This window comes from Candidatus Ozemobacteraceae bacterium (genome assembly GCA_035373905.1).
Taxonomy (GTDB): domain Bacteria; phylum Muiribacteriota; class Ozemobacteria; order Ozemobacterales; family Ozemobacteraceae; genus MWAR01.
Genome location: DAOSOK010000025.1, coordinates 39,042 through 62,754, shown reverse-complemented (window position 1 = coordinate 62,754; position 23,713 = coordinate 39,042). Strand labels below are relative to the sequence as shown.

Below are 23,713 nucleotides of genomic sequence, written 5' to 3'. Positions count from 1 at the left end.
GTCAGTTCCGATCGTCGCCGGATTCGTCTTCGACGCCGACGTTCGAATAGTATTCCTCGTTCGAGGCCAGGTTCTGGTCGATACGGTAATCCGACTTGACGGCCAGGACGAGAATGCCCAGCACCATCGTCGTGAGCAGCAGCCCGATCAGAAAGCCGGTTCCGTTGTTCTGTTCTTTTGTCTGTTCAGCCACTCGTCATTCCATTCCGTCGTTCTGGGTTGCACCAACGAAGATACCATAATGTCAGAGCCGCGCGCAGGATTCTGAACATCTGATATCATCTCCCGCATGGCTGATGAACGGAAGGGCTCCGAACTCCTGCGGCAGTTGCCGGATATCCTCATCGAAGCCGCGGACACGCGCGAATGCGTCCGTCGTCATCTTCCGCGGGACATCCGCGATCCGGATCATATCATCGCCGTCGGAAAGGCCTCCCGGGAAATGCTCGCGGGCGCGCTTTTCCGCGAGGGAATCGCCCTACCCCGTTCCGTCATCTGCGTCGCTCCCGCCGGAACTGGCGCCGAACCGCTCGTCCCTGAAGGCGTGACTGCGGCCTTCTTTCCGGCCGGCCATCCGTATCCCGATGCCGGATCGTTCGAGGCCGCCCGCCACGCCCTTCGGGCCGCCGAACGGATGGAGCCGGGAAGACACGTTCTCGCGCTGATCTCCGGAGGCGCGTCTTCGCTGTTTGAAAGCCCCGTCCCTCCGTTAAGAGATGATGATATTATATCAGTATATACATCACTCGTTTCATCGGGCCGGCCTATCGGCGAAGTGAATACCGTCAGAAGACACATCTCGGCGGTCAAGGGCGGGAACCTGCTTCGCGTGCTTCTCGAACGCGGCGCCGTGGTGACGGTGCTCGCCATCTCCGATGTCCCGGGAGATCATCCGCATGACATCGGGTCCGGCCCCTTCTCGCCCGATCCGACGACCTTCGCCGACGCATTCGAGATCGCCTCTGGAATCGCCGGATTTCCGGAAAATGCGCTCCGCTTCCTCTCCGACGGCCGTGCGGGGCGTCTGCAGGAGACACTCAAACCGGGGATGTTCGACGAGAACCGGTACCGGTTTCACTGCATCGCAAGTCCGCGAATGATGGCGGAACGTCTTGCCGACATCATCCGCGGCTCGGGACACCCCGCATGCCTGTCCCCGTTTCCGATGTCGGGCGAACGAACATCGTGGGTAGAAATATTATGTAAACATCTTGGGGCGATCCGCGAGGAAATCGAGGACGCATGGGTGCTCTTTTACGGAGAACTGGAAGTCTATATACCTCATGGTATAATACCAGGCCGGGGCGGGCGGGCGACGTCCCTCGTTCTCGAACTCGCTTCGGGAGCGAAGCAACAAGGCCTAAAGATCGACGTTGCCGTGCTTGCAACGGACGGTCACGACGGAAATTCCTCCTCGGCCGGCGGTTTTCTGACGTCTGATGATATCGCGAACTCATCCGTCGAGGAACTTGCGAACGCCGTTCGAACCTTCGATGCGGCAGCCTGGCTCGAGTCGCGAAACAGGCTCTATCCGGCCTTTTTTAGCGGGACGAATCTCGGAGACGTTCTGCTGCTGCGGCTGCGATCCCCTTCACCATCCCGATGATGAGCGCGACGCCACGCACGAACGGAAGAACCGGCGTCCAGGGAAGGAGCGAGGGATCTCTCCGCAGGCTGATTCGTGCTAGCGATACGCAGGTCGCGACCCAGGAAATCAGCCAGACGGGCAGAAGACGCCGGCGGTAACGCGGCGAAAGCAGAAGAACGGGCAGAACCGCAAGAAGAACGAGCTGGGCTTTCAGACTGAACGGCGTATAACTGTCCCGCCCCGCTTTTCCGGGGTGCCGGCGGTAGACGCGCATCCGCCAGTAGCCGCGGCCGATCTTCAAAAGAAAATACCGCCAGGCGCCTTCCCGGTGCGTATGCCAGACGACGGCGCCCGGGACGAACACGAAACGCCCCCCAAGCGCCTTGATGCGGAACGAGAGATCGACGTCCTCGTTGTCCGCCCGGGGAAAACTCGTGTCGAACCCGCCGACGGCCACGAGCGCCGCCCGCCTGAACCCCCCGGAATACGAGTCGACGAAATCGATGTCAGGCTGACCGGAAAGAAGCTCGAACCGCTCTTCGAACTCGAGCTGCGCCAGCTTCGCCCAGAGATCCGTCTGTGCGGTTTTGTAGACGCCCTTCGCCCCGGTCACCCCGGGATCGTCGAACGGGGCTGATAACGCATCGATCCAGCCCGGTTCGGGCCGGCAGTCTGCGTCGGTGAACAGAACGATCTCTCCCCTCGCCTTCCCGATGCCCGCATTTCTCGCACGCGCAGGGCCGCCGTTTACGGGCATCCTCACCCAGGTAAGCGGTATTCGTTCCTTGAATCTCGATTCGACGTCCGACAGATTGTCGGAGGAGCCATCATCGATGACGATGACTTCCCAGGTTCGAGATGTTTGCTGGGCAGCAAGGGCTTCGAGACAGCCGGCCAGCGTTTCCGGCCTGTTGAACGCCGGAACGACAACCGACACCTGCAGGGGTTCAGGAACGATCATGCAGACGCCGCATCACCTGTCGAGGAACAGATGCCGAAGGAACGTGCGGGCCGAGCGGACCACGCGATGCCGCTCTTCGGCGTCGGAGAGAACCCGCCAGGCGGTGGCGAGCAGATACGAGCGCCGCAGATAGAACTTCCGTCTCGCATGATTGCAGAAGCGCACCAGGTGGGCGCTCGTCAGATCGGCGGACCTGACGACGCACTGGTGGAGACCATCAGAAGACAACCAGTCCCGCCACCGATCCGCCGTGAGCATGCCGTTCGCTTTCGCCCAATCGAAGGCTTCGGTTCCCGGGTAGACCATCAGGGGGTAGAACTGCGCCGTATCGAGAGGAAGCCGCAGGGCGAACTGGAGAGTCTGCTGCAGCGTCACGCGCGTTTCGCCGGGCAGGCCGACGATGAAACAGCCGTGAACCTTGATGCCGGCGGTGCGGGCATCGGCAGCGAATCGCTCCATCGAGGCGATGCTCGTGCCTTTGCGAATACGATCGAGAAGCTCCTGGCTCCCCGACTCGAAGCCGACGCAGACGCCCCGCAGGCCGGCGCCCTTCATCGCGCGCAGGGTATCGAGATCGACATCGGCGCGGGCGTTCACCGTCCAGCTCAGCGGCAGTCGCAGTTCGCGAAGTTTCCGGCAGAACTCGGCGACGCGCTTCCTGTCTGCCGTGAACGTGTCGTCCTCGATGAAGACGCCGCGCACCTGGGGCATGTGTTCGGCGATCCAGCGGAACTCCTCGATCAGCGAATCGACCGAACGTTTCCTGTATTCGTGGCCGGTGAGGGTCTGGGGAAACACGCAGAACGTGCATCGGAACGGACAGCCGCGGCCCGACAGGATGGAAACCATCGGATGGTGCGCATTCGGGTTGAAATATCTCGAGATCGGCAGAAACCGGTGATAGACCTCGCTCAGAAACGGCCGCGCATCGAGATTCTCGAAGTACCTTGTCCGCGGAGCCGCCGGCCGGCCTGGCAGGTGAACGCCCTCGCCACCTTCCACGGCGCGACCTTCGGCCAGGCAGTCCAGAATCTGTTCGAGCGGAATCTCGTATTCTCCGATCACTGCCCCGTCGATCGACGGCTGAAGCGCCAGCGACTCGCCGGGAAGCGCGGACACGTGGGTTCCGCACACGAACACGCTCGCCGGCGCGCACGCGTTTTTCGCCCGCGCCGCGAACGCGAGATCGTTCTCGATGCTGGGCGTGGCGGCCTCGACGAGAACCAGGTGGGGCGCGAACGCCCGGAGCCGCGCGATCGTATCGTCGTGGCTCTTGCCGATGGCGACCGCGTCGATCAGCTCGACTTCGTGGCCGAGACGGATGGCGTGCGCAGCCGCGGCTGCGAGCCACATCGGGTAATACAGCGTTCCGCTCCGGGTGACGGCCGGCGAGCGCTGGCCTCTCGAGTAGTCGGGCAGGAATGGCGGGTTGACGAAGGCGACGCGCAGGGGGCGCCGCAAGGGCGGGATGGTTCCCGACGGTTTGGTGGTCGAACTGCTCATCTGCCGCCTCCGGTCGCGGGTGTATTCGATACTCTATAGATACGGCGCAGCCAGGCGCCGATGTCCTCCTTGATCAGCCAGTATTCACAGTTGCCGCAGATCGCGGTCCTGCCGTATTCGCCCTTCAGATGCTTCATGCGAAGATCATGCAGGGCTTTTCCGTTCCAGATTTCCTTGAAACCGCCCTTCCCCACCCGGCCCAGCGAGCCGCGGCATTCGTAATCGATGCAGCAGGGTGAGACCTGGCCGTCGGAGTTGACGATGCCGGTATACCAGAGAAGCGAGCAGGGATACCGGCCGTCGCGGCCGTAACATCGCTCGTCGCCGACCGCGCCGATCCAGGTGTGATACGGCGTGATGTCGACCATGTCGGCTTTTCCTGTCCAGCGTCGCCGGAACGCTTCGACGTCTGTCTCATGGCCCCGACGCTCGACCATGCGCGCCTTGATGAGGGGCTTTTTCAGGTTGTGCTCGCGCTTCATCGCGATCGCCCTCTCGACGTTGGCCACGACGCGTTCGTAAGCATTCGCCCCCTTGAGTTTTTCATACCCCGCGGGTTCGACGGCGTCGATGCTGACGATCAGGTCGTCGAGGCCGGCCGCCGCGAGATCGGCAAACATGTCCTCGCTAAGAAGTGTACCATTCGTTATAATACCGATCGATTTGGCGGCGCGGGCGTCGGCAAGCATCTCGACCATCTGCGCGATCTTCGGGTGCAGGAGCGGTTCGCCGTCTTTCTGGAGGAACACCTTCAGGATCGGCCCTTCCCGTTTTAGTTCATAGACGAGCCTCTCGAACAGCCCCCACTCCATGTCGGCGACCGGGCGGCCGCTGATCGAGCGCGGGCACATCGCGCAGGCGAGGTTGCACCGGTTCGTCGGCTCGATGTTGAGAATCAACGGATATCGGACGGGAAGACGCCATTTCAGATACAGCGTCCTCAGCCACATCCACCGCTTGAACGGATCGAGGTCCATCTCAGTTCTTCTTTCGCGCGGCTTCGATATGGCCGCGGCCGAAGGCGCCGGTGACGGCGTCGAGCAGGGCTTTGAAGAGCGAGACCAGCGCCCAGGGGGAGCCGGCGCGGGCGAAGATGCGGACCAGTTTCCAGAGATGGAATGCGTAGAATTTCGGAATGTCCGACAGGCGGCCGTGCTTCCACCAGAACAGCAATTTATTGCGAGAGGTATAGTAGATCATCATCGGGCTGTGCTGGCCGACGACCTGGGAGACCTTGTGATACAGCCGCGCGGCCGGAACGAGCCAGACGTCCCAGCCGGCCTTCGCCATGCGGTGGCACCAGTCGACCTCGTCGTGGTAGATGAAGAACCGCTCGTCGAACATGCCGATCGTCTCGATCACCGAACGCCGCACCAGCAGCGCGCAGCCGTGGATATACCCGACGCGCCGCGGCGTGTTCCCGCACCGCCAGGGCCTGTCGCGGAGGATCGGCGGGAACCACATCAGGTCGGTGAAGATGCGGCCGCCCGCGGCCCAGACGACGTCGCGCGGGGAATCGTAGAAAATCAGGGGTCCGCAGGCCCCGGCGGACGGGGTCGCGTCCATGAAGGAGACGAGCCGGTTCACGCAGTCCGGCTCGAGATCGATGTCGTTATTCACGAACAGCACGTATTCGATCGACGGATCCTTCAGAAAAAGCTCGGCGCCCCGATTGTTCGCTGCGCAGAACCCTTTGTTCTCGGGAAGTCCGAGCACCTCGACCTCTGGATACGCGGCCCTGACTGCTTCGCAGGTGCCGTCGACGCTCCCGTTATCGACGAGAACGACCCGGGGTTTCGGCCCGTCGAGACGTCGCAGCGCATCGAGTCCCTCGAACGTCATCTGCTTCTGGTTCCAGGTCAGCATGACGATACCGACCCGAGAATCTTGGTTCATCGCTGTGTGAGCATGCATGAGGCATCGTTTCCGAACATGTGGTCTGAATCGTGAATTCATCAAGATATACTCCGCCATCCCGCGCCGAAGCAAGCAGATGAATCATTCAATTGTGGGGACGTGATATCGAACCCCTTCTATCATGCAATCCTTCGCAGCAGAATGCTGAGTTTGGGGTTCCCATTCGTGATGAGCCTGTGAAATACGAGAGGCCCCATCTTCATGCTCAGGTCAGGCTTCGACAATCTCAGAGCGAGTGGCGCAGTGGCTTTCTGCAGAACTCATGAGAATCTGGTATCACGTCCCTCAAACTCCCCAGATATACTCGGCTGGCACGCGCCGAGGCAAGCCATCAGCGATATCTGCGGACCGGTTCTCAAAAGAAAAAGGGCCCTTTCGGGCCCTTTTCAGGGGGAGTTCGGTTACCCGAGAATCTTTTTGAGAGGCTTGTTGAAGGCGAACATCAGGCCGCCCGTTCCGAGGCCGAGGAAGGTGAGCAGCCAGAAGAACGCCTCCTTGGAGAGGGTCTTGTTCTCGTAGAAGGTGCCGATGTAGCCGGACAGGTAGTTTCCGGCGAAGCTGGACAGGAACCACATGCCCATCATCATCGACACGACGCGGGCCGGGGCCACCTTGGTGACCAGCGACAGGCCGACCGGTGACAGATACAGCTCGCCGATCGTCAGCAGGAAGGTGCAGAACAGCGGCCAGAAGGGGCTTCCCTTCGTGTCGCCGACCATCCGCACGCCGACGACCATGACGATGAACGAGAGGCCAAGGATGACGCTGCCGATGGCCATCTTCGTGACGCTGCTCGGCTCCTTGCCGCGGCGGTTCTGCCAGGCCCAGAACATGTCGAGAAGCGGCGCGAGCAGGAAGATCACGCCGGGGTTGAACGACTGGAACCAGGTCGAGGGAATCTGGAAGCCGAAGATGATCGGCCAGACCGTCTGTTCGTCGGCCCAGCTCTGCATCGTGTTGCCCTGTTGTTCATACACCGACCAGAAGACGATGTTGAGAACGCACAGGCCGACGAGGGCCGCGATGCCCTGCCATTCAGCCTCGGTGAGGGCCGGCTTCGCTTTCCGCAGGCCATTGATGAAGAAGGCGGCAGTGATGGTGAACAGGAAGCCCATGATCATGTTGAGGGAGAACGAGGTCATGAAGCCCCAGATGGGAAGCGCGATGGCGATCAGGATGTCGATGCCGAGCAGCCCGTTGACGATCGTGAGCGTCGTGCTCGAGCCCGATTCCGAGGGTGTTTCGGCAGTCTGCACGACGTCCTCGTGCTTCTCTTCCTTGCTCTTCATCATGTTGTCGGGGGCGAGGTAGCTCTGGGAGAGCAGGTAGACCGTCACGCCGAGCAGCATGCCGACGCCGGCGGCGCCGAAGCCGTATTTCCAACCGTAGAGGGCGGCCAGGGTGCCGCAGACGAAGTTCGTCAGGAAGGCGCCGAGGTTGATGCCCATATAGAAGTAGGTAAACGCGCCGTCTCTTCGCGGATCGCCGGGCTGGTAGAGGTTGCCGACCTGTGTCGAGATGTTCGGCTTGAACGCGCCGTTCCCGATGATCAAGAGCAGGAGGGCGACGAAGAACAGGTTGGGCGACATCAGCATGAACTGGCCGATCGCCATCAGGATGCCGCCGATGGCGACGGTTTTGCGCTGGCCGAGATACTTGTCGGCGATCATGCCGCCGAAGACCGGCGTCAGGTAGACGAGGCCGGTATACAATCCATAAATCATCGAGGCCTTGGCGCCGACTTCGCCCGGGATGAGTTTCTGGAGGGTCGGCCAGAACAGAACGTCGTCAGGCGCGCCCGGGATCAGCATTTCCGTGTTGCCCTGGAACTGTTGCCGCAGGTTCACGAACAGGAAGTTCACCATGTACAGCTTGAGCAGGCCTCGCATGCCGTAGTAGGAGAAGCGCTCCCACATTTCCGTGAAGAACAGGACGACGAGCCCGATGGGGTGCCCCAGGAATTCGCCTTTGCCGACCGTATCTTTGTATTCTGCCATGGATGCCTCACCTTGTGTTGAATGTTTCTCGGGGTTCGTGCCGTAGCGCGAACACATACGATACCCGTTCGACGCCCGATTGTCCAGCCGAATCCGGAATCTTGGAAAACGACAGCACAAACGGAGTCCGATGCCAATGTCGTAGATGCAGACGGAGGGGCGGGTTTCAAACCCGCCCCTCCAACAGATTTCAAATTCGATCGCCGGTGCGTCGGCGGAGGGTCAGGCGTGGCGTCCGATGACGTGATACTGCTGAAGCAGACCGTTCGGATCGATATAATGTAATGTTGAATATAGATTCGCGGCGGCGCAGGAGTGGTTGGGGATGATCGAGAGGCGGTCGCCGATAGCCGGTTTCGGGAAAGACGGTTCGAGAGGGACGATGCCGTGCTCTTCGGAAAGGCGCGATAGGATCCATTCGCGCACGATCGTTCCGTCGGAGGCGTTGATGATGCCGTATCCCTTCAGAAGTTCGATGCCGTGGGCACCCTTGTCGAGGCCGAGGGCCTTGCTGCCGGCGTCGATGACGAAACGGTCGTCGTAGACGCCGACGACGGTCGAAAGCACCGTGAATGCGCAGTCTTCCGGGGCGGCGACGCCGAGCCCGACCTGGATGGCATCGTTGTATACGTAATTGCCGGGCCTCGCCTCGGTCACCCCGGGAACGGCACCCGAGACGCGCCAGGTCGGCGTCGATCCGACGCTGACGTTTGGGCAGAGAATGCCGGCATCCCGGATCATCATCGCCGCGTCGACGACGGAACGCCCTTCCGTCTCGGAAATCAGGCGGCGTTCCCCGGGCGTTGTCGCGGCGTAGACATGTCCAGCGTGGGTGAAGACGCCATCAAGAACCAGGGCCGGTGAAGCCGAGATTCTTCGCGCAAGCCGGACCACGTCGGGACCCGGCGGCAGTCCGCACCTGTGATGGCCGCTGTCGATCTCGATTCTCACGAACAACTTCGATTCGAGCGCGGGCGCGGCGGACTCGAGGAGGACGATGTGCTCCTCGTTGTCTGCCGCAACGACGACCTTCGCGATGCCGCAGAACCGTTTCAGCAACTCGATTTTCGCTTCGCCGACGATGGGATACGCGATGAAGATGTCGCGAATGCCGGCTTCGGCGAACGCGGCCGCCTCGTCGACCGTCGCGCAGGTGATGCCGGCGGCGCCCGCGGACATCTGGAGCCTGGCGATCTCTGCGCACTTGTGTGTCTTCACGTGCGGCCGGAGGGCGATCCCGAGGTGTTGCGCGAACCGGGAGGCGGAAGCGACGTTGCGCTCGAGGATGGGGCCATCGACGAGCGCAACGGGGGTGGCGAGACCGGAAAAACGCATCGGGGATATCAGGCGAGCGCCAGAATATCATTCACGATATGTTTGATTTCCTTCTCATCGGGTGATCGAGCGAGATAGGCCATGTTCCCCATGACCTGCGCGAGCACGGGGGAAACCTCGGTGAACATGATGATCTGATCGCCGTATTTGTCGATGACCTGCTCGTGCGACAGACGATACTGCTTGCCGTATTTGCGTCCGATGTGGGCGCAGTGATACTTGCGCTCGACGCTGGCCGTGAAACGGCCCTGGACGACGACGTTCGCCCACTGCTGGTAGACGTCGATGTCCGAGGTGAAGTTCATCATGTCGGTCGTGAAGCCGCCGGGCGGACGGCAGTTGAGTTCGAGCGGAATGAATTCGCCGTCCGACCTGCGCCGGAAGAACTCGAAATGGAAGAACTTCTCGCGGATGTCGAACGCCTTGACGCTTTTGAACCCGTAGTCGCGCAGCTTTTCGGGAATATTTCGCAGCGAATAATACCAAAGGTCGTCGTTGAACGCGACGGCCTCGTAACAGCCGAAGTCTGAATAGTGAGAGGTATAATAAACGATCTCGTTGTCCTTGTTCGTGATGCCGTCAAACGTGAAGAGATCGCCGTCGATGAACTCCTCGAGGAAATAGTCGCAGTCGGGCTTTCCCTTGATGAACTCCTCGAGCTCGTGAGCGTTCGCGATCTTGTAGGTGGACGCAGCGCCGACGCCGATATCGGGTTTGGCGATCATCGGGAATCCTACGTTGTTCGCGAACTCGCGGGCATGCTTCGGGTCCTGGTATACCTCGCCGCGCACGACGGGAATGCCGGCTTTCCGAAAGACCTCTTTCATCAGGGATTTCCGCTTGAGCGTCTGCGTCGCCTGCCGCTTGGGCCCGAAAATGTTGAAATCCTCGCGCAACGCGCCTTCCAGCAGGAGCCAGTGCTCGTTGTGCGATTCGATGCGATCCATCAGGCCGTGGTGATGAATGAAATTGCCCATCGCGCGTACGACCTGGTCGTAGTCGTTCATGGAATTGACGCGGTAATACTCGGCCAAGGCGGCCTGCAACTCGGGGCGGAGTTCTTCCCAGGGGGCTTCGCCGATGCCGAGAACACGGGCTCCCGCTTTCGCCAGACCGACCGGGAACTGGTAGAAGTTGGGCGGAAAATGAGGTGACAGGAATACGAAATTCATATTCGTCCTTTCTGCGACTCGGCAGGGCCGCCGCCGGAAGTTGTGTTCCCCATATTACCCCCGAATCGGGAGCGTGACAACCTCATTCCGTTCCGGAGGCCTGTTCGGCGTGATACGATTTCGGTCTGGAAGCCTTGCAGGGGGGCTGCACCTCAGAGCGGGCCGGGACGTCGGACGATCTCAGCCGCTGCATCGTCTCGCGCTGGAAGGAGACGAGTTTCAGGAGCCTCCCGGTGTGATCGAGACTCACCCAGGTTGCGATCATGAGGATGCCGATCACGACGAGCAAAATGACGCCGCCGCGACGAGCGTTTTTCGAGATGCCGCTCATTTCCTGCACCTCCAGAACATCGGGAAGCGCGCCTCGGACGTATGCGCAAGGCACCATGTCGTCTTCCCGTCGGCCGGCCGGAAGGGGCCGAACGTGATTCCCCCGGAAAAATCGATCCGCATCTCGGCGCCCTGCTTCGTGATGACGAGGGCTCGCCCGTCCTCTATTCGCCTGATGCCCGTGCAGGGGCCCCCGACGAGGGACAGTTCGTCATCGCCTTTGACGACCAGGCCGGACGAGGCGGCGAACGCTTTCTCGAGGAGCACGAAGCCGGTCGTCAGGCTTTCCTGCGCCTGAATCTCCGTCCGGTTGAACCTGATGTCGCGAATCAGTCCGTGGAGGGGAACGAAGAACGATTCCAGGACAACGCCGAGAACGGCGATGACGATCATCAGTTCGATCAGGGTGAATCCGATGCGCCTGGTCACGGAAGGATCACCTCCCGGATATAGGTCCGTTCAGGGTCGTACATGCGCCGGGGAACGGTCATCCGTATCTCGAGTCTTTTCTGAGATGCGGATTCCGGAGCCCCGTCCGCCATTTTCAGCTCGACGGGATACGGAAGATCCAAATCCTTCACGTATTTCGCCACGCGATCGGCGTCATACGAATAGTTCGCCATTATATCATATATTATTCTATTGCGAAGTCCCTCGAGGGCATACAGGGCGATATTATTGTCGCGGGCGATGCGAAGGGCGCGACGCTCCGCGGAAACGAGCCGGTAGCCGCCGGCGAAGAGGAGGCCGGCGAGCGAGATCGTCAGGAGAATGTCGACGAGAGTGGCGCCGCGTTTCATCAGACCGCACCTCGGATCAACGTGAAATACGGATCGAAGAAGGCGATGGTCATGATCAGAACGATCACGGCGGCGATCGCCAGGCCGATGACGATGCCGAAACGCTCGATGCGCCCGATCAGACGCCCCGCGTGGGAGATGTTGGTCGACGACGCCGTTTCGAGAAGATCGGCGAGGTCGTCCGGGTCGCTTTTCGACTGAATGCAGCCGCAGATCGGCATGAGAACGGCGTCATCGCCAACAACGCAGGCGACGTTGTCGCCGCGTTCGAGTCGTTCGGCTTTATCGATCAACCCGGCCGCGAGGATGCCGGTGCCGAGCCCTGCCGAAAAGCGGATGGCGTCTGTCAGGCGGAATCCGGCCCGAATGAAGAGGGCGAGCAGGAATTGGAATCGTCCGATACGCTCTGCTCGTGCAATCTGGGAGAGCAGCAGAAGTTTTCCGAACAACGTCGCGGGGATTTCGTGCGCCGGGGCCGTGAGCCAGACTTTCGTTCCGGTGATTGCGAGAAACGCTATGAATAGAGGCAGCGCCAGGGCGAACGGATACATCGCCGGATCCAGGAAATACAGGAGCCGGATGACGACCGGAACGGTTTGTTTCTGCTCGAGAAACATGGCTTTCATCGCCGGGAACACATACGCGTTCAGAATGACGACGTTCATCAGGGCGATCCACAGGATGATGAGAGGGTACAGCAACGCCGTCCTGATCTGTTCGGCAAGCCTGGCGAACAGGAGCAGATACCGCGAATATGCCGTGAGGAGAGATTCGAACCCGAACCCGCCCGGAACGGAAAGCAGTGCCGCGAGCGTCTGGTCGATGCCTTCGAGGCTCCTGACCGCCTCCGCGAGAGAATGACCTCGCGCCATGCGGTCAGAGAGGGTATTCGCCCAGAGCTGCGCCTGGCCGTCCGGAAGCCTGGAAGCCAGTTCCCGAAGTGCCTTCGGGAAGTTCAGCTTCGATGCCTCGGCTGCCTGCATCAGCCTGGTGAATGTCATCAGGTCGTCGGCATACGGATTTGTATTTTTCGCGTCGGCAAGCATCTATATGCGCTCCAACAAATTGACCATAGGAAGAAACACGGAAATCGTGATGAACCCGACGAACGTTCCGACCAGGAGAGGCGCCAGGGTATTGATCAAAATGATGCTTCGATTCAGGGTCCCGGTTACGCGGGCTTCGATCAGATCGGCGGCAAGGCTGAAGTTTTCGCGGGTTCCCTTCCCTTCAAGGCCGAGGCGGATCATCCAGGCGACCTGGGGATCGAAATGATGCCGCGCAAGCATTTGGTCCACGGGCTGGCCTGACCCGAGCGCAGCCTTGAAATCACCGACCATGTCGGACGAATACGGCATGATGACGGGCAACGAAATCGTTCCGAGTACGCGATCAATGTCATCCGGCGGAATTTCGGCGAGAATCCGGAGGATTTCGACGAAATCCAGATGATGAATGCCGGCAAGCCGCCTGAATATGCGCTTGACCACGGGTTTACCACAGAGAATGAATCCGGTGATGACGATGAAAAGCAAAACGGGCATCACGATGAACCACCAGTTGACCATGAAGTCGGATACGTTCAGCAGTATTTGCGTCAGAAACGGGAGCTCGACGTGGAGTCCCGTGAAAATCTCCTTGAACTGCGGAAGAACGAACATGACGAGGGCGAAACACGTCTGAATGGCGATCATGAGCTCCACGAGGGGATATCCCAGGGAGCCGGCGAGAAACGGGATTTCGCTTTCGGCTTTCGCATAGCGCAGGCGGAGCAGGTTGCCCTTCTCGACGTCGGTCAGGTCCGATGCCATGATGACGAGAACGAAGGTCGGAAGGGACCTGCACTCTTGCATCTTCAGAGCTTCGATCAGCGGCTGCCCCTTGCCCAGGGCGGAATACAGCGCGTTCATCGCCATGCGGTAGGGCTGCCAGGGCATCGATTTGCGAGAAATGTCGAGCGTTTGCAGAAGGGGAACGCCCGACGCGAGATTGACGGCGAAGAGGCCCATCGACTCGTTCTGGAGCCGCTTTCGTTTTTGCGGCTGAAAAATGAAGGTGAAGACGGTCATGATATCGATGCCCATGATACTCGTCACCTCTCCGATGACAGTTCCGGTTGCCAGACGGCTGCGGAGGGTTTCGCCCCCTTGTCGAGGCGCACGGACAGGATGCCTTTCAGGGAGGCGTTGACGAGGCCGGGATCGAGGCCGAGTTTCTTCAGACGCTCGATCGCTCCGGCCGCATCCGCGGCATGGAACGTCGCCAGGACGAGATGCCCCGCCTGCCCCGCTTGGAGCGCCTCGCGCAGGCATGCTGCGTCTCTGATCTCGCCGAGGGCCATGACGTCGGGATCCTGGCGAAGAAGATGCTTGAACGCGGCGTCGAGACTGGCGCCGGTCTCGGATGAAAGCGACGACTGGCAGATGCCGGGAACCCGTCCTTCGATCGGGTCTTCGATGGTCGCCACCCGCCGCAAGCCGGAAGCATCGCTGCGGGACAGTTCGGCGAGCGTCGCATACAACGCCGTGGTTTTTCCGCTGCCGACCGGGCCGGCGATGAGGGCGAGTCCAGGGCCGTCCGCGAGCAGACGTCGCCATGCCGCGACGGTTTCCGGCAGCCAGCCGAGCGACGGTAGATCGGGAAAGGCGATCGGCCGGATGAACCTGAGCGCGACCCGCTCGCCATCGGCGGCGGGATACACGGAAAGTCTCGCTTCGCCGGCGCCGTCAGCCAGGCTGAACGCGCCTTCCTGGGTGATGCCCGTCCGGTGCGAATGACAACCGGCCAGAAACTTCAGTCTCGAGCAGAGCCCCTCGTGAAAGGCCTGACGATAGGTGCCCGCCTCTATCAGTTCGCGCGCGATCCGGACTGTGAGCCGAACATGGCCCGGAAGCGGTTCGAGATGAATGTCCGAAGCGTTCTTCTTCATCGCATGCACGAGGAGGGCGTCGGCTGCCGCGACGAAAGGACTGCCGCGAAAGCCGAGGCATTCGTCGATCAGGCTCCCGAGGGCGGTTACGGGAAAGTCGGCCTCAAATATCTCGAGAAGCCGCTTCGATTCATCCGTGAGGCGCCGGATGAGGGCCGCGACCTTCTCGGCTTCCTGCGAGGTTCCGGTGCGGAGGCGGATGCTGGCTGAGCGGTCATTTCGCACAATATCAAGCGTTACGGATGTGCCAGAGGGCGTAACATCCCGGATGTCACGGTATGGAATCCGGCCGTCGCCCGAACCAGCATGCAGGCTGAGATGCTCTGGCCCGACGGTGAATCCGGTTCGGCCAAGAAGCTGTTTCAGGAACCCCGGCCGGAATTCGACCGGAAGAATGCCGTAATCGTCCGGGCACGTTCCGTCGGTTCGGGATTCAACGTTCGGTTCCATGACTGCAATGTAACACATTCGGGGAGCTCTTCGCAGAAAATCAGGTTTCGGTCGTTCTGTACTGGATCAACGTGGGATCCGGAGCGAGATAGACCGGCAGATCGAATTCGGCGAAATAATCGATTCCGGCCGTCTCTGCCTCGAGGACCAGTCTCCAACGGATCTGAGGATAAACACTGAGGATCCGGGGAGGGATATGGCCGGGAATTTCAAAGTGAACGGGAATGGCGGACCGGTCGCCGCGAACGGCATTCAGATCAACCCGGACGATGACGCTTTTCTCATACATGATTTCTTCGGTGTATGTCACCTTTTTGCCCGTGCCCGTCGATTTTTCCTTTCGCACGACCGCGACACAGCGCAATGTCGCCTTGCAGCCGTCTTCCGGCTTCAGCGCCCGCTTCGTCACGACGACGGCGTCGAACGGAGTGCCGGGCACGAGCGGCATCTGCGAGAGCAAAAGAATCGAGTCGCCGTATTTCAGCCGGCGCATAGTAATATACATGGCATTATATAGCAAAAGAGCCGCCACGAGAACGAAAATGCCGAGAAATCCTTTCACCGGCAGAGGCGTCGACGGTTCCTTCAGCATCAGGAAGACGAAGATGCTCGCGAAGAGGGAGACGCAGATAGCCATCACCCAGGACAGCAGGACATCGACCCAGTCGCCGCTCCTGATCTGAAATCCCTGCCACGGTCCGTCGCCGATCCAGGGACGATGCGGATCCGCCGGAGCCCGTTTCTGAAGATAACTCCAGACGCCCGCTGCGGCGAACACCGTACCGAGGGTGAAAAAGATCGATCCGATGAAGGAAAACAGGATCATTCCCATCGTCACGTCGCGGCTGACGACCGCATTCGCCGGGGCTTCGGGATCGACGTAGACGGTGATCGGTGTCCCGCTGTCCCTGCTCATCTTGAAGGAATCGTAGATGGGCTGCCATGACGATCTGTCGCTGGAACTCCCGGAACTGAAGGCGATCCGCTCGCTCCGATAGGTCTTGCCTTCCCACTCGTACCGATACGTCCCGGTGACGCTATACGCGGTTCCGTCATCTCTGTCTTCCTCGTGCCAGTCGACTTTTTCGACGACGGCCGGAACTGGTTTCCAGGAACCGCTGCGGTGCTGTTCGTAGAGACCGACGCCTCCGATGATCAACAGGAGAATTCCAACGAGGAGAAAGACCGTGCCCAGAACCAGAAAAATCAGCCCCGAATCACGAATTGCGCCGGAAATGACGTCTCTGTTGCTCATGCCAACCTCTCACTGTCCGTTTTGTATCGTTTGAGCCCTCCAAGCACCCCGGGTTCCAGATTGACGAGGGTGAGGCGCCCCAAGACAGTATATCAACCCCTCAAATTTCTTGCCACGCCACTTCGGCAACTCTTTCAGTCAGGTCTCCGGACACCCCCCTTGGCATGTCGTTTGCCGTCCCAGATCTCTGGGGAGATTTCGACCCAGCTGAGGCTTACGCCGGGTACGATTTCGTCCTATTCTCCTACCTTCCCGGATAGACAAGACGTGGGGATTTACATATATTTATAGGAAGAGAGAGGAAATTTCTATGGATGCGATGACGAATATTCTGCTCCAACGGTATCGTCAACAGGCATCACTGCTGACCGGACTCAAAGAGACGCTCACGATCCAGAGAACAACGCTGAGCGGCAGTTCCGCCATGCAGCAAAACCGGCTCTCGGGCAGTATCCAGTCCCTTTCCCCGGCACAACAGTCACAGGCCGGTTCCCTGCTCGAAACCTCCTTCACGTCCGGCGGCGCGCTCGCGTCCCTGTCGGCCGCGGGAACGCAGGTAAGCCAGTTCGCGAACGCCCTCGGCACCAACGGAGAAGCCCAGGCGGGCCTTCGCGCGTTCACGACCGAGTTGACGAAAAACTGGTACAGCACAGACACTCCCGCGATCATGAAGGGGCTTCGCGATCTCCAGGAAAACGATACCAGCCTGTTCGCTTCCGCCTTCGCGACGGCCGGCCATGTCGCGAGCGCCGGCGGCAATGCCACGTCGTTTATGAAGACCCTCACCTCCCTGAACACACCCGAACAGCAGTCGGCCTTCGTGGCGTCCATCTCCGACATCATGAAAACCGAGGGAACGAACGCCAGGCGCACCGAACTCACGGGCAGCGTCATGAACACCATTTCCGAGATCCAGCGCGCCACGCAGGGCGAAGAAGGAAAGAAAGCGGTCGACACGTTCCTCGAAGAACTCCGCTCCGCCACCACGAACGACGAGCGCTCGCAGTTCGTCGAAGTCTATCATCGGAGAAATCCGTTCATTTTCTATACCTGAACGCATGAGGTTTCGATCAAAAAACCGCCCGGTCATCCGAGCGGTTTTTTGATCGATTCGGCGGAGCGGTTACGCGGAGTATTTGTCCCGGACGATGCCGACGATTTCGAGGACCATCGCGGCCGATCGGGCCATCGCGTCAACGGCGACCCATTCTTCGCGGCTGTGGGCGTTTTCGGCGCCGCAGAAGACGTTCGGGCATGGAAGGCCCTTGAAGGTCAGCCTTGCCCCGTCGGTTCCGCCGCGGATCGGACGGTAAATGATCTCGATGCCGAGCTTGGTCATCGCCTCGCGGGCGATGTCGGCGACGTGCGGGTGGTCGACCAGCGCGACCTTCATGTTCCGATAGCTGTCCTTGATTTCGACGTCGACCCGAACCTTCGGGAACGCCTTCCGCGTCGCCTCGGCCATCTCCTGAATGCGCCGTTTGCGGGCCTCGAGGGAATCGAGTTCGAAGTCGCGGATCAGAACCTTCACGACGGAGAGTTCCTCGCTGCCGGTCGAATCGTAGGGGTGCAGGTATCCCTCGCGGCCCGAGGTGATTTCGGGGCGGGGCTCCATCGCGAACAGGGACAAAAAATGCGCCATCGCATACTGCGCGTTGATCATGACGTTTTTCGCGAAGCCGGGATGGACGTTCTTCCCGTGGAATGTGACGGTTGCAGATGCGGCGTTGAACGTTTCGTCGCTCAGCTCCCCCTCCTGCTCGCCGTCGATCGTGTAGGCGAACGCGGCGCCGAAGCCTGCCACGTCGAAGCCGTCCGCCCCGCGTCCGACCTCCTCGTCGGGGGTGAAACAGATCTTGATCGCACCGTGCTTCACCTCGGGGTGCGCCATCAGGTATTCGGCAGCGGCCATGATCGCGGCGACGCCGGCTTTGTCGTCGGCCCCGAGCAGCGTCGTGCCGTCGGACGTGATGATATCTCGACCGATATACTGACTCAGCCGCGGGTTCTTTTCGGCGCTGATCACGACGGTCGGATCGCCGGGCAACTTCAGATCACCGCCCTTGTAGCCCGTATGAACGATGGGTTTCACGAGCATACCGGGAACGGCGGGCGAGGTGTCGACATGAGCGATGAACCCGACGGCGGGGATTTTTTCGGCCGAAGGTTCATCTATATTTGCTGGTATAGTTCCGTATACGTAACACTGATTGTCGAGTCTGACATCCTTCAGTCCCAGGTCTTTCATCTCTTGTTCGAGCATCTTCGCGAGTTCCCACTGTTCGGGAGTGCTCGGAAGCGTCTCGACGTTTTCCTTCGACTGGGTGCCGAGGGAGGCGTAGCGACAGAACCGCTCGAGAACGGACTTTTTCAGGATTTCACCGCAGGTGTTCGTCATCGCTCACTTCTCCTGGTTCGCAAGTTCTTCAAAACGGCTGGAAATCACGTTGCAGACGCCCTTCAGCAGGTTCGGGTCGTCGAGGCTGATGCCCAGGAAATCCTTGAGCAGGGCGGTCGCGGGGCGATCGAAACCGTTCGAGACCATGGCGACGTATTTCGGCGCGAAGCCGGCCGCGTCTTCCTTATACATCGAGTAGTATTTGAGGGCCAGCATATGCGCCACGACGTAGTTGATGTAGTAGCCGGGAACCGACCAGTAGTGGTGCTTGCGGATCCAGTGGTAGTCGAGTTCGGGGTGCTTCGCGAAGAAGATGTCGTACTGTTTGCCGACGTCGGTGCAGGCCTTGTTGAAGCCCTTCTCGTCGGTGATCTCGCCGGTCGCGATGCGGTCGTAGGAGACCATTTCGAACTTTGCGCGGCGCGCGATTTCCCACAGATACATCATCTCGTTGACCATGTCCCAGCGGATGCCTGCCAGCACGGACGGATCCTTCACCGTGGCGAGCAGGTGGTCGCGCAGCATCCACTCGTTGAACATGGCGAACGATTCGGTCATGAACGAGGGGCCTTCGCCGAACATCAGCGAGTTGTGGCGGTTCTTCACGAGCTGGTAGTGAATGACGTGGCCGGCCTCGTGGGCGAGCGTGGACGCGTCGTTCAGGAAGCCCTGGAAGTTGTCCATGAAGTAGCCAAAATTGCCGATGCAGAACGCACCCTGGTCGCGGTTCGGGCCGCCGCAAACGTCGAGCTTGCCGTTCTTCGGATCGAGCAGCTTCTTCACTTCGGATGCATATTCAGTGCCAAGCGGCTCGAGCGCCTTGTTCAGCGCGTCGCACGCCTCGTCGATCGTGAGGCGCAGAGGGGTGGCTTCCGAGGGGGTCATTTCCATGTCCCAGATGTCGACATCGTCGACGCCCAGGTCTTTCTTCAGGCTCTCGATACGCCAGTTCTGATACTTGTGGTAGAGCGGCAGGTTCTCTTCGAGCCGGCCGTAGAACGCGTCGATCTCGGGGCGGCTCATGTACATGCCGAACAGGGACTGGTGGTAATACGTCTCGAAACCGCGCATCTTGGAAACGGCGTTCAGGGCCTTCATTTCCCGTCGGAGCGCGAACGCGAGCAGGTCGGCATGGCGCCGGAAGAAATCGTAGTACATCCGGAACGTCTGGGCGCGCACTTTCCGCTCGGGGGCTCGCATGAGGCCTTCGAAGCCGATGTGGATGTTCTGCTTCTTGCCTTCCGACTCGATCGAGGGGAAGGGATACCGGTCGAAGACGCGTTGGAACATATCGCTCTGCCAGCCCGTGAGATCGGGAGCCAGTTCGGACAGAATGCTTTCCTTCTCTTCGGATAGCAGATGAGGCGCGAACCTGGCGATGTCGTTGAGGAAATACGTGTATTTGTTGAGGCCGGGCTCGGCGGCGAGGAACTGCTTCAGCTTCTGCTCGGTGAGCGATTTCAGTTCGACCTTGAGGAAGCTGGTTCTGGCGGCGAGTTCGGCGTCGAGCTTTTCCTGCGCCTCGTAGACGGATCTGTCAGCCGTGTTGATGGCGCGCTTGAAGCCGGCATAGGCCCCGAGCGCGTCCTGGATGTCCTGAAGAGCACGCTTGGCTTCCATCGTCTGGAACAGGGTCTTCGCGTCCGAAAGCACCTTTCCCTTGAATGATTCGAGGGTTGCGGCGGCCGCGCGGGCTTTTTCCATCTCGGCTTTCCAGGAAGCCTCGTCGGCATAAAAGCGTTTGAGGTCGAACTTGTAGGTGCTGCGGGCATCGCCCGGAAGCGGTTCGAAGGTCGACTCGGCCGCGGACAGGGCGAACGGCGCGAGCATCAATGCAAGGGTCAGCCAGATACGCATCATTCTTCTCCTTGATCGTCTATTTTCTGGAAATACTCATCCACCGATGATTCCGGCGGCAGTGAGCAGGGCAACGACGATTCCCATGATGGATTCGCCGGCGATTATTCCCGATGCGACGGGAATGATGTATTTCTCGGCGAATGCCGGGGAGCGCTTTTCGAGGACCATGGCGATCACGGCGCCGATGAACATGGAGAGCGAGTTGAAGAACGGGATGACCATCGCCAGCCCCACACCCGTCGCTGAGGGAACGAACGGTTTGAGTTTCTTCGGGGCGTATTCGGCCAGCAACACGAGGCCGACGCCGATCAGACACCCGATGAGCATGCCCCAGCGGGCGGTTTCATGAAGAGCACCGAGGCCGCTTCCGAGGAGGCGGGCGACGGCGGCCCAGACCTGCGCTGAGGGGGCCGGCCACTTGTCGGTGCCGAGGATGCTCGCATCGGGCACGAGCAGGTAGAAGGCCGGTACGACCACGAGGGTGCCGGCGAAGATGCCGAGAAACTGGGCGATGAACTGGCGGCGCGGGTTGGCGCCGAGAAGATAACCGCTCTTGAGGTCGGTGAGAAGATCGGCCGACGAGCCGGCGGCGCCGGCGGTGACGCTGGCGGTCATCAGGTTCGTGACGAGGTTCGAGGGGGCGAGGACGCCGAAGACGAGCTGGGTGATCTTGCCCATGGCGCCGACGGGGGTCATGTCGGATTCGCCCGTCGCGCGGCAGGCGACGATCGAGAGGAAGAACGTGCACAGAACGGCGATGAAGCCCATCGACCAGGTCGTGTCGAAGGCGTAATGGAGAACGGCCATGCAGCCGAGCCCCGAGAGCAGCATGCCGCTGACGAACCAGGACGAAGGCACTTCGATCGCGGCAAGAGGATCTTCCGTGGCTGATTTTCTCGGGGAGAACACGTCGAACAGGCCGCTGAAGGCCCGAAGAACGGTCTTCCACTGGAGGGCGAACGCGAGAAGGCCGGAGGCGACCATGATCGAGGCGCCGGTCCAGGTGCTCCAGCTCACGATCGAACGATACCCGAGCTTGAGCGCGCCAGCGCCGCCGTCTGCGGAGGCCAGCAGGGGAACGAATGTCTGATTGACCAGGGCCATGAAGCCGGCCTTCTTGAGCAGAAGAACGTCGTAGAGGTCCTGGCAGGGAGCCCAGAACGCGGCGATCCCCGTGTTGATCGAGTCGCCGATCACCGGCAGGGTCGCGACGATCTGCCAGCCCTTTCCGAGCAGGGCGGGCATCAGGACCGGCAGGCTGGTGTTCACGGTATCGATCGCGCCGGCATTGACCATGGCGGGGGCGAGAAAACCGTAGTTGATCACGGCGCTGCCGAGGAGCGACCAGGCGATCTTCCAGCCCATGATCGAACCGGCGGCGATCATGATGGCGCTCATCTCGAACCCGATCGTCCAGCGGATGAGCGGCAGGCCGAGAAGGCTGCCGGGGAAATGCGCATGGCTCGGAATCGCCATCGACGCCGGAAGCGCGGCATCGCGGAACCAGGCGATCACGCCGCCGAACAGGCCGGCGATCCCGAGCGAGCGGGCCTTGTCGACCGCGTCCTGGCCGGCCGCATGGAGACTTTTGAGGGTTTCGGCGGCGGCGATGCCGCTCGGGAACTTGAGCTGCTCGATGTTGATCATCTGTCGCTTCATCGGAATCGCCATGAACACGCCCAGAGCGGCGAGGCAGAACGTCCAGGCGGCGAGAATCGGCCAGGACATGTGGGCGCCGGTCACGAGAAGATACGCCGAGATCGCCGAACACATCGTGCCGCCCGTCGAGTAACCGGCCGAACTGGCCGTCGACTGCATGCAGTTGTTCTCGAGAATCGACATGTCGGTCGGAAACCATGTCGGGAAAAGGGTTCTGAGCGTTTTATAGATCGCGAAACTGAGGATGCACGCCGTGATTGCGACACCGAGGCCCCAGCCGGTCTTGAGACCGACGTACAGGTTCGACAGCGACATGAAGCCGCCAAGCAGCGAGCCCATGATAATGGCGCGCAGGGTCAGCTGGGGCATGTCGTCGCCCTGATACACGTTCCTGTACCAGTTCAGTTCGAGTTCTTCGGGAGTCAGTTTCTTCTCGTGGGTCGAATCCATCGATCGATGCTTCCTTCTCTTGGAATGGGTCTCTGGAAACCGGCCGTGCGAGCCGTCCCGCTTGTTCCCATACAGTGGCGGGGCGGCCCACGGGTTCGCGGAAGTATACCACAGGTCTCCGATCCGACGACCCGATAATTTTTCGCCGGGAACACCGTCATGCGCCTTGCAGAATGGAAATCAACCGATCGTCTCGCACCTCCCGAAGGGCGAGAGCCTTCGTGATTCGACAGGCTCCGTACAAACGGAGACACGAAGCTGGTTTTTGATATGTAGAACTCAATAAAGGACGCGGTCAACCTGTCCGACCCCTCGAAGAAGATCACGTTGTCGCCGCTCCAGCTCAAGAGCGCGCTCGTCACCGTGTACGATCTCGGCGGCGAGATGCTCGACCAGGCCCCGCCCAGGGAAGGCGCCGGCCCGATCTTCGGAACCCAGCAGTTTCCGCTCATGCTCAAGCTGAAAACCCTCGGCGCCGATGCGATGGAGCCCCTCTGCCGCAAGCGCGGCGGCCTGCCCGTCCTGATCACCTACACGTTCCAGGGAATGACGCCCAAGGGCGGTTTCACAGTCGAGATACACTGGGATTCCTGCTACAAGCACTTCAGCACCAACGCCCAATTGAACGCGAAGGTCAGCAACATTGTCTGCAGCCGCGATATCGTTGCCGGCATATCCAAGATTCGCGACGAGATGATGAGATCGGGGCGTTTGCTTCTTTCCGGGGTTGTTGGTATAGTTTTCTCATGGTCAGACTCGATCATCTGAATCGGGAATGCGCGGCCCGGCCAGTGTCACAAGCCATACCCGCGCAGGTCGCCTGCCGCGTGCTCGGCAACGAGACGGGGCCGTGCAAGCTCGACCCCGTCTGCCGGCCCGCCGGAAAGCATGGCGTGTGGCTCTTCTACACGAGCCTCGCGGGCGCCGTCGCCGGGGCGTTCATCGTCGCCTGGTGGCTGCTGCGCGTCACCCGGCTGTCGCGGCTGCTCGGTTTTTTCGGCGGCCTTCTCTGGCCTCCCTTCCAATGGGTCTTGACGGCGTTGTGGCGCCTGAAAACCGCCTGGGATGACATTTTTTTCTGACCGTTTGCGGCGGCGGTTCCGCACCTG

The 23,713-nt window shown here is 60.6% G+C and carries 22 protein-coding genes; 4 read left to right on the top strand and 18 right to left on the bottom strand.

The genetic code is table 11. The features are described 5' to 3' along the window. Position 1 precedes the first annotated feature (1 nt). Entirely contained in the window at positions 2–193 is a 192-nt protein-coding gene (locus PLU72_13210) for a hypothetical protein (GenBank protein ID HOT29137.1), read from the bottom strand. Positions 194–289: 96 nt separating this feature from the next. On the opposite strand from PLU72_13210, the gene PLU72_13205 reads away from it, so the two are divergent. Then, positions 290–1,606 carry a DUF4147 domain-containing protein gene (locus PLU72_13205; protein HOT29136.1) on the top strand — a complete coding sequence of 439 codons (1,317 nt, stop codon included), beginning with the start codon at positions 290–292 and terminating at the stop codon, positions 1,604–1,606. Here the strand turns inward: PLU72_13205 and PLU72_13200 are convergent. From PLU72_13200 to PLU72_13135, 14 genes are all read right to left on the bottom strand, one after another. Beyond that, entirely contained in the window at positions 1,542–2,549 is a 1,008-nt protein-coding gene (locus tag PLU72_13200) for a glycosyltransferase (protein ID HOT29135.1), read from the bottom strand. The two genes, PLU72_13205 and PLU72_13200, sit on opposite strands and share 65 nt — an antisense overlap. Before the next feature lie 12 nt (positions 2,550–2,561). Further along, the gene (locus PLU72_13195) at positions 2,562–4,052 is read right to left on the bottom strand and encodes a radical SAM protein (protein ID HOT29134.1); all 1,491 of its coding nucleotides are present in this window, start codon (positions 4,050–4,052) and stop codon (positions 2,562–2,564) included. Further along, a complete protein-coding gene (locus PLU72_13190) occupies positions 4,049–5,029 on the bottom strand; it encodes a radical SAM protein (protein ID HOT29133.1) in 981 nt (326 codons plus the stop codon). Before PLU72_13190 ends, PLU72_13195 begins: the two co-directional genes overlap by 4 nt. 1 nt (position 5,030) lies before the next feature. Then, positions 5,031–5,948, bottom strand: a complete 918-nt coding sequence (locus PLU72_13185; protein HOT29132.1) for a glycosyltransferase family 2 protein — start codon at positions 5,946–5,948, stop codon at positions 5,031–5,033. 422 nt (positions 5,949–6,370) lie between these two features. Further along, on the bottom strand, positions 6,371–7,966 hold the full coding sequence (locus PLU72_13180) for a peptide MFS transporter (protein ID HOT29131.1): 1,596 nt from the start codon (positions 7,964–7,966) through the stop codon (positions 6,371–6,373). A gap of 222 nt (positions 7,967–8,188) precedes the next feature. Next, positions 8,189–9,301, bottom strand: a complete 1,113-nt coding sequence (locus tag PLU72_13175) for an alanine racemase (GenBank protein ID HOT29130.1) — start codon at positions 9,299–9,301, stop codon at positions 8,189–8,191. 8 nt (positions 9,302–9,309) lie between these two features. After that, positions 9,310–10,473, bottom strand: a complete 1,164-nt coding sequence (locus tag PLU72_13170) for a carboxylate--amine ligase (protein ID HOT29129.1) — start codon at positions 10,471–10,473, stop codon at positions 9,310–9,312. An 82-nt stretch (positions 10,474–10,555) separates the two neighbouring features. Next, positions 10,556–10,804, bottom strand: coding sequence for a hypothetical protein (locus tag PLU72_13165; GenBank protein HOT29128.1), 249 nt, complete (start codon positions 10,802–10,804; stop codon positions 10,556–10,558). Further along, positions 10,801–11,232, bottom strand: a complete 432-nt coding sequence (locus tag PLU72_13160; GenBank protein ID HOT29127.1) for a type II secretion system protein — start codon at positions 11,230–11,232, stop codon at positions 10,801–10,803. The genes PLU72_13165 and PLU72_13160 overlap by 4 nt, the downstream gene beginning before the upstream one ends. After that, positions 11,229–11,603, bottom strand: coding sequence for a hypothetical protein (locus PLU72_13155; protein HOT29126.1), 375 nt, complete (start codon positions 11,601–11,603; stop codon positions 11,229–11,231). Before PLU72_13155 ends, PLU72_13160 begins: the two co-directional genes overlap by 4 nt. Continuing rightward, positions 11,603–12,649 carry a type II secretion system F family protein gene (locus tag PLU72_13150; protein ID HOT29125.1) on the bottom strand — a complete coding sequence of 349 codons (1,047 nt, stop codon included), beginning with the start codon at positions 12,647–12,649 and terminating at the stop codon, positions 11,603–11,605. Before PLU72_13150 ends, PLU72_13155 begins: the two co-directional genes overlap by 1 nt. Further along, the gene (locus PLU72_13145; protein HOT29124.1) at positions 12,650–13,687 is read right to left on the bottom strand and encodes a type II secretion system F family protein; all 1,038 of its coding nucleotides are present in this window, start codon (positions 13,685–13,687) and stop codon (positions 12,650–12,652) included. 8 nt (positions 13,688–13,695) lie between these two features. Then, on the bottom strand, positions 13,696–14,982 hold the full coding sequence (locus PLU72_13140) for an ATPase, T2SS/T4P/T4SS family (protein ID HOT29123.1): 1,287 nt from the start codon (positions 14,980–14,982) through the stop codon (positions 13,696–13,698). Positions 14,983–15,022: 40 nt separating this feature from the next. Beyond that, positions 15,023–16,237: a DUF3592 domain-containing protein gene (locus PLU72_13135; protein HOT29122.1), complete on the bottom strand. Its 1,215-nt coding sequence runs from the start codon at positions 16,235–16,237 to the stop codon at positions 15,023–15,025. 310 nt (positions 16,238–16,547) lie between these two features. Here PLU72_13135 and PLU72_13130 point away from each other — a divergent pair, with 310 nt between their 5' ends. Continuing rightward, on the top strand, positions 16,548–17,291 hold the full coding sequence (locus PLU72_13130) for a hypothetical protein (GenBank protein ID HOT29121.1): 744 nt from the start codon (positions 16,548–16,550) through the stop codon (positions 17,289–17,291). A 69-nt stretch (positions 17,292–17,360) separates the two neighbouring features. Here PLU72_13130 and pepT read toward each other — a convergent pair whose 3' ends face one another. From pepT to PLU72_13115, 3 genes are read right to left on the bottom strand one after another with little or no spacing between them, the layout of a single operon-like run. After that, on the bottom strand, positions 17,361–18,635 hold the full coding sequence (pepT, locus tag PLU72_13125; GenBank protein HOT29120.1) for a peptidase T: 1,275 nt from the start codon (positions 18,633–18,635) through the stop codon (positions 17,361–17,363). A 3-nt stretch (positions 18,636–18,638) separates the two neighbouring features. Then, entirely contained in the window at positions 18,639–20,495 is a 1,857-nt protein-coding gene (locus PLU72_13120; protein ID HOT29119.1) for a M3 family metallopeptidase, read from the bottom strand. Positions 20,496–20,528: 33 nt separating this feature from the next. Further along, positions 20,529–22,604, bottom strand: coding sequence for an OPT family oligopeptide transporter (locus PLU72_13115; protein ID HOT29118.1), 2,076 nt, complete (start codon positions 22,602–22,604; stop codon positions 20,529–20,531). A 327-nt stretch (positions 22,605–22,931) separates the two neighbouring features. On the opposite strand from PLU72_13115, the gene PLU72_13110 reads away from it, so the two are divergent. Together PLU72_13110 and PLU72_13105 are read left to right on the top strand one after the other, a co-directional pair. Next, positions 22,932–23,372 (top strand): hypothetical protein, encoded by a 441-nt coding sequence (locus PLU72_13110; GenBank protein HOT29117.1) that lies wholly within the window; start codon positions 22,932–22,934, stop codon positions 23,370–23,372. Positions 23,373–23,395: 23 nt separating this feature from the next. After that, positions 23,396–23,686: a hypothetical protein gene (locus PLU72_13105; GenBank protein HOT29116.1), complete on the top strand. Its 291-nt coding sequence runs from the start codon at positions 23,396–23,398 to the stop codon at positions 23,684–23,686. Positions 23,687–23,713 lie beyond the last annotated feature (27 nt).